Consider the following 13,078-nt stretch of genomic DNA (forward strand, 5'->3'; position numbering starts at 1 on the left):
ACCAATCATAGGTTTGCCAAAACACGCTTCAGAACCAATCATTTCACCTAAATCAATCCCTTAATTTACCGACCTGTAAATCAACTGTTTAGCTTACTAATTAAGTCACCAAAAAGGTAATGTGCCAATTTACTTTATTGCGCTTCATAAGCCCATTTGACTTGCTCCCAAACTTTAGGCCCATCATTGACAAGTGCTGGACCGGGAGTACTTCTTCCTTCTTTAATTAAGCTTATCATTTCCTTTTTCAAGTTTAAGGCTACTTGTGGAAAATCATTGATCAAATTGATTTGTTCTCCCGGATCCTTTGAAAGATCAAAAAGTTGCATGGCCGGTAAACCGGCAAGTTCCTTTGCAGACCGTGGGGCCGTCCAACCACCAGACCCCGGCCAGGCAACCAGTTTCCAATTGTCCTTTCTTATGGCAAATCTTCCTTCAATGGAATGGTGAATTATGGAAGGTCTTACTTCGCTATCCATGGATCCATTAAGCACCTTCAGAAAGCTGAAACTGTCTTCTCCGGCATTTTCAGGCATTTTTTCATTCAGAATATCTGCTACAGTGGCCATAAAATCAGTGGTACAGATCACTTGGTCAGCTGTTTCTCCTCCTTTTATTTTATCCGGCCATTGAACAATAAAAGGGACGCGATGGCCTCCTTCATAAATATCTGCTTTGTGCCCTCTAAAACCCATGCTTGGATCATGACCTACTTTGGCCAATTCGGAGAAATTGGCTTTTGGGGAGCAGCCATTGTCTGAGGTAAAAATCAAAAGGGTATTGTCGATAATTCCCTTTCTTTCAAGTTCAGCTACAATTTGCCCCACCAGGTCATCCACTTGCAAAACAAAATCTCCATACATATTGGTATTGCTTTTACCCATAAACTCCGTAGTGGGCAAAATAGGGGTATGAGGTGCAGGAAGGGGGAAATATAAGAAAAAGGCTCTTTTTGGTTGGCATTTTGGTCGATAAACTCAACTGCTTTTTGTGTTAAGTTGGACATCACCTCCACATGTTTAAAATCAGCTCCTGTAGGACCTTTTCTCCAAAATCCCTTATCGTCCACATTAACTGTCATCTTTTCAGGAAGCGCTGTAACCTTATCATTTTCAATGTAAACATATGGCGGAATATCCAGGGAACTGCTGAAACCATACGCATAAGTAAAACCTACTTGATTGGGACCATTTTTTATTGACTGAGTATAGTCAACCTCTAAAATGGTATTTAAATTGTCAATATTTTCATACTTCTCTTTGAATGCCCAGTCCCATCCCAGGTGCCATTTGCCAATAAATCCGGTATGGTATCCGGCCTTTTGCAAAAGCTTTCCAACAGTAAATCGATCGTTGCTGATCAATGGTGCTGAATACCCTCCTAAAACGCCATTCTTAAGTGTAGACCGCCAATTGTATCTACCTGTTAGGATTCCATATCGAGTAGGTGTGCACACTGAAGAGCTGGTATGTGCATCTGTAAACTTCATCCCATTTTCGGCCATTTTATCGAGATGAATGGTTTTAATTTTACCATCAGGATTGTAGCAGGAGGCATCACCAATCCCCATATCATCTGCAAGAATATATATTATATTTGGTGATTCACTTGTTTGTGCCAGGCCAAGGCCCAAAAAGCAAAATAAAAGTGAGGAAGAAAGCAAGAACTTTTTCATGCAAAAGGTATTTATTGGTTTAAAGCAATTCCGATAACAATTTACCGAATTCAAAAATAACAGCAATATGCAATATTTGTTAATTATTAATGGTTAATTGCTAGTTATTAATTGTTAATGGGTAAATGTTAACTGTTAATTTCATTCTATATCAGCAAAATCCAAATAATAGAACGAGAAAAAACAAATCACTACACCACCCCATCACCAAATCACCTGCTCACCCGATCACTACATCTCCCGATCACTACATCACGAGCTCACCACATCACCCCATCCTTCTCGTAAAATGGTTAAATATTAATGGTTAATTGTTAATTTCGTTCTACATCAATGAAACCCAAAATGTTAAACCCAATGAAAAACACATCCCAAACTCACTCGATCACCCAATCACCACATCACCCTATCACCAAATCACCCCATCACCTTCGTCAAATATCCTCTATCCTATTTAGTCTAGTTGTCCTGATTTGTACGAGTGCGCAGACCATTGCCCAAACCAACCCTACTGATCAAGCTATTGCAAAGCATAGAAAAGGCAAGCTGATTGTCAAGGCAAAACCCGGAACCAAGGTCTCCATCGAGCAGCTTTCTCATGAATTCTGGTTTGGGGCAGCCATTGCCAATGGACTGGGATCCGGGAATATGTCTCCGGAGGACCTCAACCAATACAAGGCTCATTTTCTTAAAAACTTCAACAGTGCCGTCACCGAAAATGCGCTCAAGTGGGCCAATATGGAAAGGGAAAAAGGTAAAGTCAATCACTTAACCGTAGAAGGCATTTTGAATTGGACAGATGAAAACGACATCCCTCTCAGGGGACATAATTTATTCTGGGGTATAGAAAAATTTGTGCAGCCTTGGATCATGGAATTGAGTGATGAAGAACTGGAGGCAACCATAAAAGATCGTGCCATTAGCATTGCTCGAAAGTACAAAGGGCGCTTTGTAGAATACGATCTGAACAATGAAATGATCCATGGCAATTATTATGAAGATCGGCTGGGGCCGGACATAACCGCGAAAATGGCCAAATGGGTGCTTGAAGGGGATCCTGACGCTCAACTTTATCTCAACGATTACGATATCCTAACAGGAAACAGATTGGCAGACTATTTGGCCCAAATTAGGGATCTAATGGCCCATAATGTTCCGATTGCCGGAATAGGCGTGCAAGGTCACTTGCATGGCAGTACCTTTGACAGAAAGGAACTGAAACGTAGCCTTGACTCCCTGGCTCAATTTGGTTTACCCATTCGTATCACCGAATTCAATATGCCCGGCCAACGATCCAAATTCCATAAAGACACGCAATTGGTCATGAGTCCTGAAGAAGAAAAACAAAATGCCATGGAATTGGTGGATTATTATAGCATTTGCTTTGCCCACCCGGCAGTGGAAGGTATCTTAATGTGGGGTTTTTGGGAAGGTGCCAATTGGATTCCGGCCTCCTCCTTATATACCAGAGACTGGCAACCCAAACCTACAGCTAAAGCTTACCAAAAATTGATTTTTGACACTTGGTGGACGGAGAGGACCGGTACAGCAGATGCTGAAGGTCAATTTTCAGCCGATGCATTTTATGGGGAATACCAAATAACCATTGATGGGCAAACGAGAATAATTTCCCATAAAAAAGAATGGAGCAACCACCATTGATTGCTCCACTCCTTGATCCATTTATTTATTGATAATCCTTTCCGATCAAACTCTCTAAGACGGATTGTTGCCAATCATGTAAAGTATTTTCCATTTTCTCAGCAATTTCCGGGTGATCTGATAGTATGTTATTTTCCTCTGCCGGATCTGCATTGATATCAAAGAGTTCTTTTTCGGCTGCATCACCAGTACTTCCATGGATCACCAACTTGTATTGATTACCCAATAAAGTCCGAGGACCGGAAAAATCCTCTTCTTGGATATCGGTTTGCTTGAAATTTTTAAAGTTTCTGGTGGGTATCCCATTCATCAACTTTACTAGAGGTGAGGTACCTTTTTGTAATTCCGGGTCTATATAATCGGCCAAACCTTCGCCATTGTTTCTTGGTCTACCATTCCAGAAGGCGATAGGCTCTGGTCTTTTATCCATTTTTCCTTCCAGCATAGGCAAGAGACTGATGCCATCAATGGGTCGGTCAGGAAGTGCTTGACCTGTAATTTCACAAAGGGTAGGAAATACATCACTGGAAACACCATGAACCTCGGTAATAAAAGGATTCTTTATTTTTTCAGGCCATTCCAAAACTGAAGGAACTCGCACCCCCTTCATATACCCGTCCTTTTTGACCTCTGAAAGGAACTGTTGCATTTCCCTCCTGAGGTGTTCCATTGTCGCCAAAGTACCATAGCAAGGTATTGTCTCGAATTCCCTCCCCGTCAAGATAGGTTCTTAATTGCCCTATAGACCTATCCATGGCTGTGATTTCAGCGAATCGTTCCCTTAAGACTTCACGTTGCAGCCGTTCTACCGGTCCACCAGTTTCGTTGGAAGTCAACCTAACCATCCGATTTCCGAAATCCTCCGGTAAATTGTCATACAAGGCCAAGTCTTCGGGTTTTGCACTATAGGGCTCATGAGGAGAGCCATACCAGACCATAATAAAAAAGGGTTGATTTTTTTCTTTGGAACGTTCGATAAAATCGATGGCCTCTGCAATCAAAATTTCAGAACTCTCCCTTCAAAAACAACCGGTTCGGCTCCATTTCTTGACAAATGAGGATTCATTTCAAAGAAATTATCGTGAGAAAGATATTCATCAAACCCAAAATGCTTTGGATTGGTAGGTGAAGCCTCTTTGACAGGGCCCAGGTGCCATTTCCCCAAGTGAGAAGTAACATAACCTGCATTTTTCATGAGTTCTGCTATACTAATTTCTTCCGGACGTATGGAATACCCCGGGGTAAAAGTGCCATACCTATTGGGATGTCTCCCGGTAATGATACTACCCCTGGTAGGGGAGCAAACCGGAGATGCCGAATAAAATCGATCCATTCGCACACCGGATTTAGCCATTTCATCCAATACAGGCGTGTGGAGAAATGGATGTCCATTGTATCCGGTTTCATCCCAGCCATGGTCATCGCCAAGCAGAAGTACTACATTGGGTAGGCTTTCTTGAGTTTCAGCCTTTTCATTACATGAGGCTAAAAGCCCTAATGTAAGAACCAAAAGAAGATAATGTTTCAAGTATTTAGAAGTCAGGTCATTCATTGGGTTTGTCATTAATTATCATTTTTATTTAGCCGGTTTTGCCGGCAAATCATTGTTTCTAATGGCCACTAACTTCCTATTAACTTCCTCCTTTAACTGAGTAACAATATCTTGGTAGGCTGGAAAGCTTGCCAGATTATTAAATTGTTTGGGATCATGTTCCATGTCAAATAATTCAATGCCATCGCTTCCATCTTCATTGTAAAGGGTAAAGGCCCACTTGTCATTCCTTAGTAAAAAGGCATGCTTCCCTCCCCACCTATTGACAGAAAATGCCATGTCTCTGGTTTTAAAATCTGGGTCATCTAAGGTAGGCACAAAACTTATTCCTTGAATTTGATCTTTCACATCCACTCCTGCCAACTCAGCTATGGTTGGATACAAGTCAATTAACTCCACAAAACTATTGGAAACCTGGGCTTTTTGACCGGGGATTTTCACGATCAAAGGCACCCTTACAGATTCCTCTTTCAAGCTTACTTTCATCCAAAAATCATGTTCTCCCAAATGAAAACCATGGTCAGAAGTAAAGATTACTATGGTATTGTCTTCAAGGCCTTCTTCTTTTAATGTGGTAAGAATTTTACCTACCTGAGCATCCATATAGCTTACAGAAGCATAATAAGCAGCAATGGCTTTCTTTTGCTGCTCCTCAGTCATTTTAGCATTTTTTGTGGTAACATAATTTATCCCTCGGACAGGAATATCATCCCAATCACCATCTACTTTGGGAGGAAGGACTACCTGCTCATAGGGAAACCTCTCAAAGTAAGGCTTGGGGGCAACAAAGGGCACATGGGGCCTTACCAGACCTACGGCTAAAAAGAAAGGCTCGTTTTTGTGAGAACGAATCAATTCTGAAGCTTTTTCAGCTGTTTTACCATCCGAGTGTACCAAGTCATCACCTTCAGCTTTGACGATCGTCATCACATTTCCTCCTTTTCTTGGCAAAAGGCCATAGGGATTGTTTTGTACCAATTCCGCTTCACCATCAGCTGTCCACTCCGGACCCTGGCTATTGTACCTTTCATTCCATGAGGCTTCATCATCAGTCCCATTAGACCCTTTCTCAATATCTATAGGAACGCCCATGTGATAAATCTTGCTTACCCTGGCTGTAAACCAACCATTCTCTTTGAACAATTGTGGCCACATTTTTTTATCCGGACCAATATTCTCTCTTCCACTCACATATCCGAAAGTCCCTGTAGCATGAGGATAATATCCTGACATCATAGATGCCCTTGAAGGACCACATACGGGATACTGACAATACGCCCTTGTAAACCTTGTTCCTTCCCTAGCTAACTGATCGATATTTGGGGTACAACCGGCCGAATTTTCATAGGAAGAAACGGCTGTAGTTGTAAGGTCATCTGAAATTATAAAAAGAATATTCGGCTTCTTTGACTTTTGAGCCATCGTTTCCACTGATAGCGACAAACACAAAAGGTAGGTCGCAAATAATGCTATTCGTCTTAGCTGGGTATTCATGAATTTAATTTAATTTTTATTGGAGGAATAGGGTGTCAATCGCTCACGTTCCAAATCACTCTTAATCTCCGCTTCTGTTAATTTAAATGGTTCTTCTAATTTTTTCACCAAATCGGGCCTTTTCTCAGCAAGATCATTGGTTTCTCCAATATCTTCCTGAAGGTTAAAAAGCTTCCAAGGCTCTTCATTACTTTCTCTGAAGATCTTATAATCTCCCCAAATCAATGCTTCCTGCCCCTTGTATTTAAAAAACATGGAGGCATGGGGAGAATGTTTAGTTGCTCCTGTTAATACTGGCAGTGGATTTCTTCCATCGTAATACCTGTCTTGTGGCAACTCTGCCTCAGCCAAATTAGCGGCAGCCTGCATCAGGTCCAAGGACCAAAGTCTGGTATCAATGGTTTCATTTGCTTTCACCTTACCGGGCCATCTCACCAAGGCAGGAACACGGATTCCGCCTTCCCAAAGGGTTACCCCTGCACCGTTTAAAGGCGCGTTGGATTGAATATCCAAGTAGGGATAAAATGCGCCGTTGTCGGAGTAGAAAAATACAAAGGTATTGTCAGCTATACCCAATTCGTCCAATGAATCCATTAACCTGCCTACAGCCATATCAATTGCAGTAACAATGGCATTGAATCTCTTTTTGGGATCTCTTTCATCAGGGCTCAAACCGTAAGGTTTAAAAGCATAATCCGGCGCTTTCCAAATATTCTCTTCCCCCGGTGCAATATTCCTGTCTCCCGGATGATGGGGTGCGTCGAAGGGTAAATAAACCATCCATGGCTTATTCTCTGAAGTTTTCTCATTAATGAAATCTATGGCTGCATTGGCAAACAAGTCGGTACTGTATTCGCCATGTCTATTGATGGAGGTGGTATTGTGATAAAGATCATGTCTACCGGCATATACATGTGAAAAGTGGTCAACATTTCCCGATGCAATCCCAAGAAATTCATCGAAACCTCTTTCTGTAGGCCTGGAGCCCGGGGCAAAGCCAATGTTCCATTTTCCAAAAGCACCTGTCTGATATCCATGAGGACTGCTTTTCAATACCTTTGGAATAATAATTTCAGTCTGTGGAAGACCAATGCCATAATTTCCTGCCAGGCCTCCAAGTTGATAGTCCAGTTTGTTTCTTTGTGGAATCCTACCGGTAAGTAAACTGGCCCTGGAGGCTGTACAAGTAGGAGATCCGGTATAGAAATTGGTTAATACAGCTCCTTGTTTGGCCAATTTATTCAAATTTGGTGTTATGATCGGAGAGTCTTTATTAAGGAATTTAAAATCTCCATAACCAATATTGTCAACAGTAATGATAAGAATATTGGGAGGAGCACTTGAATTGGAATTTTGTCTTCCGTAGGAAGAAATACTGTTTAGGAAACAAACTCCTATAAGAATAAAGGGGATACTTTTAAGCTTAATATAAGGTCTTTGCATGGGTGGTGGTTGTAAGCAATCAATAGATGGAATTAAATGGTAAAATCAAGTTTATCTTTTTGATAAGGGATATTAGTCAAAATTCCTGAAGCCTACAAGACTAATCTAGTTAAGGTATTGATTTGATGCCATGAAAGGATTTATCGCTTACCAATGGCAGCACCATTTTCAAAATATGCCCCTGTTTATCACTTGATAAAGACTCCTTAAGTTTTGTTATCCTTTTACAAAATGGATAAAAAATAAGCACTCCCGGAAAATCCGGGAGTGCTTACCATTACCAACCTGTGTTTTGGGTCAGTGCTGTATTCAATTCTCTTTCCCTGTTTGGGATAGGCCACAGGTAATCTCTTTCAGGATCAAAAGACCTATCAAAGCCATCAAGGGATATTTGAACCAAATTGCCATCGCCATCTACGTATTGCATCCCAAGTGGGACGCCGGGCATCACATTTTCAGCAATTTTCCATCTTCGAATATCAAATAAGCGGAAGCCTTCAAAAGCCAACTCAATCTGACGTTCATTTCTAACAACTTCCCGCATACTTTCTTGGGTGGCTGCTTGTTCAGGAGTAACAGAAGGAAGCATAACGCTCTCTCTTTGTCTCACCTCATTAATGGCAGCATACACCGTTTCATCCAGCTCGCCCATTTCTATCTTGGCTTCAGCATAAGTCAATAATACTTCAGCATATCGAATCAACATGATATTTAAACCCGAATTTGAAGGGTTGCTATAATCTGCGGCATCCACATACTTTCTCACATTATAGCCCGAAGCAGTGGAATAAACAGTTATTTGAACTGCATCAGAGCCATCTGTGCCGGGAATAGTTCCATAAGTCCCACCATCAGGCAAAGGGGTAATTCCGGTTAAAAATACTGATTGGGCCAACCTTGGGTCTCTGTTTTCATGAGGATTGTATGGATCATAGCCACTTTCCGGATCATCTATAGGCAATCCATTGGCCATTGGATAAGCATCAATGATGGCTTTGGTGGGTACATACAAACTCCCACTACTTCCTGAGGTTTGGCTCCATGGTGCTACGCTCGAATAAATATTATGTGCGTTTACATCCACTGCAAATTCTCTCGCGAGAATAACCTCAGAATTATTTTCTCCTTCATATTGAAACAAGTTGAAGTAATCAGGGTATAAACTAAAGACTCCGCTATCCATAATTTCTTTGGCGGCTTCTGCAGCTTCATTGAATTTCCCGGAATAAAGCATCGCTCTGGCTTTGAGTGCCAAGGCTGCACCTTTCCCTATCCTACCATTGTTTTCATAAGGCAACCATTCTGCTGCTTGGGTAAGTTCTTCTTCTATAAAGTCCCAAATCTCAGCAATTGGTGTCCTGGTAACCGTACGGCCTTCTTCTATGTCTATGCCAGAAGTAATCAATGGAACATCTCCATACAACATAATCAATTTAAGGTAAATGTAAGCCCTAAGGGTCATTACTTCGCCCTTAAACCTATTTATAGCCTCTTGATCATCCTCTTCTACAAGGTCTACATTATCCATAAAATCATTGGCTCTTCGTATTCCTTGGTAGGCATTTTCCCATTCTGAATAAAATTTTCCTGAAGCAATGGTGCCAAATCCTCGTTGGATATCTGTATTTGAATTGAAAGGATGGTTGGTCATCAATTGATCTGTTATTCCATCATAGTAGAAAATATTAGTCCCATCTAGAGCAGGATATACTGCATTTGAGGCGTATTCAACATCTTCGAGGGTTTTCCAAAAGATCTCTTTTGAAATCCTATCGTTTGGAATTGTTTCCAATAGATCTTCCTGACATGCCACCAGTGATACGATGGTGAAGCATAGCAATATATATTTAAAATTCTTCATTTTATCAGCGATTCAATCTTAAAACTTAACATTTGCTCCGAGGGAATACATACTCACTTGTGGGTAGTACTGTCCCCTTCCCGAAGGTATTTCAGGATCCAAATCCCATCTGTTTAACTCTGAAAAGGTTAACACGTTAGTAGCCCCTACAAAAACACGAATACTACTTACAGAGATTTTTTCGATTATAGATTCAGGCAGAGTATAACCTAATACTATATTTTTTAGCCTTAAATACGAGGCATCAATCAACTGGGTGTCTGAGGTTTGAAAGTTCCTAGGATCCCCTTTAATTGGTCTCGGAAATTCTGCATCTGTGTTTTCCGGAGTCCAATAGTTGTCGGTATAAATGGCGTGGGTAAAAGTTTCATAGGTAGCGATTTGCTGAAAAGCACCATCTAATCTGGTTTTATGTCCTGCGGCCCCCTGAAATTGGTAAAACAAGTCAAAATTACCATAAGTGAAAGTACCGTTGGTTCCAAAGTCAAATTTAGGAAAAGACAAACCCAGGTACTGATGGTCATTTTCATTGATGATTCCATCCTCGTTAACATCTACATATTTCACATCACCCGGAGCACTATTAGGCCTTAAGGTAGGATAATTATCCACCTCTTCTTGGGTCTGAAAAATTCCATCTGTGATATACCCCCAATGAGAATTGATAGGCATTCCTTCTTGAATAATAAATCGAGGAGCTGTAGTACCTCCGGAAATATAAGGTCCTGAATTAACCAGATCAATCACCTCATTTTTATTTTGACTGAAATTAAGTCCCAGGTCATAGCTTAGTTTATTACCCCCACGGAAATTCAATCCAATTTCATATCCCCTGTTATTTACAACCCCGGCATTCTGCACAGGTGCTCCCAAGCCAATTAAAGCAGGAATAGGCAACTGAAGTAATATTCCATCTGTGGTTTTATCATAATAGTCAAAAGTCAAAGAAATTCTATCATCCAATACCCCCATATCAAAACCTAAATTGGTTTGGTAGGTGGTCTCCCAGGTCAAATTCTGATTGGCAAGATTGGTTTGTGTAAAACCTTGAACCGGTGCTTCATTGAATGAATAATTGATCGCACTTAGGGTTTCGTAGAAAGAATATAATCCTACTGCTTGATTACCTGTACCACCATAAGAACCTCTTAACTTAAATTCATTGATCAAATCTTTCCATTCCATCCAGAAAGTTTCTTCAGAAAGCCTCCACCCGGCAGAAAAAGAAGGGAAAAAACTGTACCTATTGTCTTTATTAAATCGGGAAGAACCATCATACCTGGCATTTACTTCAACGAAATACCGATCATTGTAATTGTAATTTAATCTTGCAAAATAAGACCTTAAACCCCACTCACTGTCAACTCCTGTAGCATCACGATTTTCATTTGAACCTTGACTCAAAGACTGTACATCATTGTTATAAAACTCTTGACGGTATCCTGTAATGAAGTTGGTCTCATGCTCAATAGTGGAATAACCTAACAAGCCCGTAAATTTATGATTGTCCAAAACCTTGTTGTAAGTCAATAGACTGTTTAAGGTTCCTTCGCGAGTATTGGATCTGTATTCGTTTAGGCTATTGAAAGCACGCTGAGCCACCCTGCCGGTAAGCGGATCTTCATTCCTGTATTTATTTAGGAAAGTTTTCACCTGAACATGCGTATTTCTAACGGCATACTGGGTAGAAAAATTTAATCCAGGAAGGATTTCATAATCAAACTTCACACTTCCTGTCAGGTAATCATTAATTGTTTTGCTATCTCCGGTAAGTTCTGCAAACAATAGTGGGTTATTAACCTGTGGCCCAAGCCCATATTCACCTGATTCAAATTGTGGCCATGAGAACTTACTTGCATGAAGCATGTATTGAAATACCAGTGACTCTCCATTTCCTGAGGTAGACCTTCCTGCTGGTTGCATTGACTCTTTGGTACGGTAATTTAAATCCCCTGAAAATTTAATTTTTTCAGATGCTTTAAGGTCCAGATTCATTCTGAATTCATTCAGTTTATCACTGAAATTAGGTGCTACCCCATCAATTGCCTGGTGTCTTACACTAAATCTGCCTGAAAAATCTTCTCCACCCCCACTAACAGAAAGTGTATGATTTTGCTGTGGAGCTGTTTTTAACATGCCAAGTTCGTCTTTTCTCCAGTAAGGAAAAGGAAGGGGATATTCTGGACTCGGTGCATTGGCTACATAATTGGCAATGTACTCATCCGTATAAGGAATACTTCTTCCGGCATTGGCATAAGCGTCATTTTCTAGGTAAAAATAGCTCTCTAAATCCATATGTTCCGGTCGGTTGGTTACCTCTTGCAGGGCAAAGTACCCATCATAACTTACCGCAATTTTTCCTTCTGAACCACGTTTGGTGGTAACCAAAATAACACCATTTGCCGCTCTTGACCCATAGATTGCTGCAGAAGAAGCATCTTTAAGTACTGTCACAGAAGCGATATCATTCGGATTGATATCATTGAGCCTTTGCTCAATCCCATCTACAATTATCAAGGGGTTATTGTTGCCAAGGGTAGTGATTCCCCGAATTCGGATATTAATATTACTGTTGCCCGGTCTGCCACCTTGATCTACCACGGTTACTCCCGGTGCAAGTCCTTGTAGGGATTGTTGAAAATCCGCAACCGGTCTTCTTTCTAACTTTTCTCCGTCAACTTGTGCCAATGAGTTGGTAACAGATAATTTCTCTTGAACACCGTATCCTACCACTACTACTTCATCTAGAGAAGTCTGGTCTTCTTCCAATACGATGGAAAGTTGGGTCTGTGAGCCGGGTACAATACGCTGAGATTCGTAACCTATAAAACTAATGAGAAGGGCTTTGCCTTCCGGAACATCAATGCTAAAATTTCCATCTAGATCAGACACTGTTCCTTTGGTAGTTCCTTCTACAACTACAGTGGCTCCCGGTATGGGAGCTCCATTGACATCCTTGACCACCCCCTTAATTGGAGCCATTAATTCGACCTCTTCTTCAGGCGAAATTTTTGATTCACGCATTTTACCAACATAGATGGTATTGTTTACCTGTTTAAATTTGAGTGCTGTTTTGGCTGAAATTTCATACAGAATTTCATATACAGACTTTCTGCCCGGCTTTAATACAATCTTGCTGTCAGCATTCAGCTGATCATCTGCAAAAACCAACCTGTACTCAGTCTGATTTTCAACCAAATCGATAATTTTTATTATTTGCCATTCTGATTGGTCGACCTGAAGGTAAGTTTCATCTATTGGCTTAATTTGTGCATTTGTATCATTCGCAAGTAAGGTACTTAGGAAGATCACCTGCAACAGCAAACCATATAAGATATGACGTGATACCATTTTAATTAGGTGAAGTATTTTTGTTTTCATATTTTAGTAT

The 13,078-nt window shown here is 40.8% G+C and carries 10 protein-coding genes; 1 reads left to right on the forward strand and 9 read right to left on the reverse strand.

Features of this window, described 5'->3' with window-relative positions:
* Positions 1 to 134 precede the first annotated feature (134 nt).
* The gene (locus WG932_RS07580) at positions 135 to 884 is read right to left on the reverse strand and encodes a sulfatase-like hydrolase/transferase (protein ID WP_483087520.1); all 750 of its coding nucleotides are present in this window, start codon (positions 882 to 884) and stop codon (positions 135 to 137) included.
* Positions 812 to 1,675 (reverse strand): sulfatase-like hydrolase/transferase, encoded by an 864-nt coding sequence (locus WG932_RS07585; RefSeq protein ID WP_483087521.1) that lies wholly within the window; start codon positions 1,673 to 1,675, stop codon positions 812 to 814. The genes WG932_RS07580 and WG932_RS07585 overlap by 73 nt, the downstream gene beginning before the upstream one ends.
* A 357-nt stretch (positions 1,676 to 2,032) precedes the next feature.
* On the opposite strand from WG932_RS07585, the gene WG932_RS07590 reads away from it, so the two are divergent.
* Entirely contained in the window at positions 2,033 to 3,337 is a 1,305-nt protein-coding gene (locus tag WG932_RS07590; RefSeq protein ID WP_483087522.1) for an endo-1,4-beta-xylanase, read from the forward strand.
* 25 nt (positions 3,338 to 3,362) lie between these two features.
* On the opposite strand, the gene WG932_RS07595 is transcribed toward WG932_RS07590, so the two are convergent.
* From WG932_RS07595 to WG932_RS07625, 7 genes are all read right to left on the reverse strand, one after another.
* A complete protein-coding gene (locus tag WG932_RS07595) occupies positions 3,363 to 3,947 on the reverse strand; it encodes a hypothetical protein (protein ID WP_483087523.1) in 585 nt (194 codons plus the stop codon).
* On the reverse strand, positions 3,907 to 4,338 hold the full coding sequence (locus WG932_RS07600) for a sulfatase-like hydrolase/transferase (protein WP_483087524.1): 432 nt from the start codon (positions 4,336 to 4,338) through the stop codon (positions 3,907 to 3,909). Before WG932_RS07600 ends, WG932_RS07595 begins: the two co-directional genes overlap by 41 nt.
* The gene (locus tag WG932_RS07605; protein WP_483087525.1) at positions 4,335 to 4,901 is read right to left on the reverse strand and encodes a sulfatase-like hydrolase/transferase; all 567 of its coding nucleotides are present in this window, start codon (positions 4,899 to 4,901) and stop codon (positions 4,335 to 4,337) included. The genes WG932_RS07600 and WG932_RS07605 overlap by 4 nt, the downstream gene beginning before the upstream one ends.
* A 12-nt stretch (positions 4,902 to 4,913) precedes the next feature.
* A complete protein-coding gene (locus WG932_RS07610) occupies positions 4,914 to 6,383 on the reverse strand; it encodes a sulfatase (protein WP_483087526.1) in 1,470 nt (489 codons plus the stop codon).
* Between the two features lie 9 nt (positions 6,384 to 6,392).
* Positions 6,393 to 7,826: a sulfatase-like hydrolase/transferase gene (locus tag WG932_RS07615; RefSeq protein ID WP_483087527.1), complete on the reverse strand. Its 1,434-nt coding sequence runs from the start codon at positions 7,824 to 7,826 to the stop codon at positions 6,393 to 6,395.
* A 277-nt stretch (positions 7,827 to 8,103) separates the two neighbouring features.
* Entirely contained in the window at positions 8,104 to 9,687 is a 1,584-nt protein-coding gene (locus tag WG932_RS07620) for a RagB/SusD family nutrient uptake outer membrane protein (RefSeq protein ID WP_483087528.1), read from the reverse strand.
* Between the two features lie 18 nt (positions 9,688 to 9,705).
* Complete coding sequence (locus WG932_RS07625; protein WP_483087529.1) at positions 9,706 to 13,068, reverse strand: SusC/RagA family TonB-linked outer membrane protein; 3,363 nt, start codon at positions 13,066 to 13,068, stop codon at positions 9,706 to 9,708.
* Between the last annotated feature and the right edge of the window lie 10 nt (positions 13,069 to 13,078).

Source organism: Cyclobacterium sp. SOCE241, assembly GCF_056867545.1.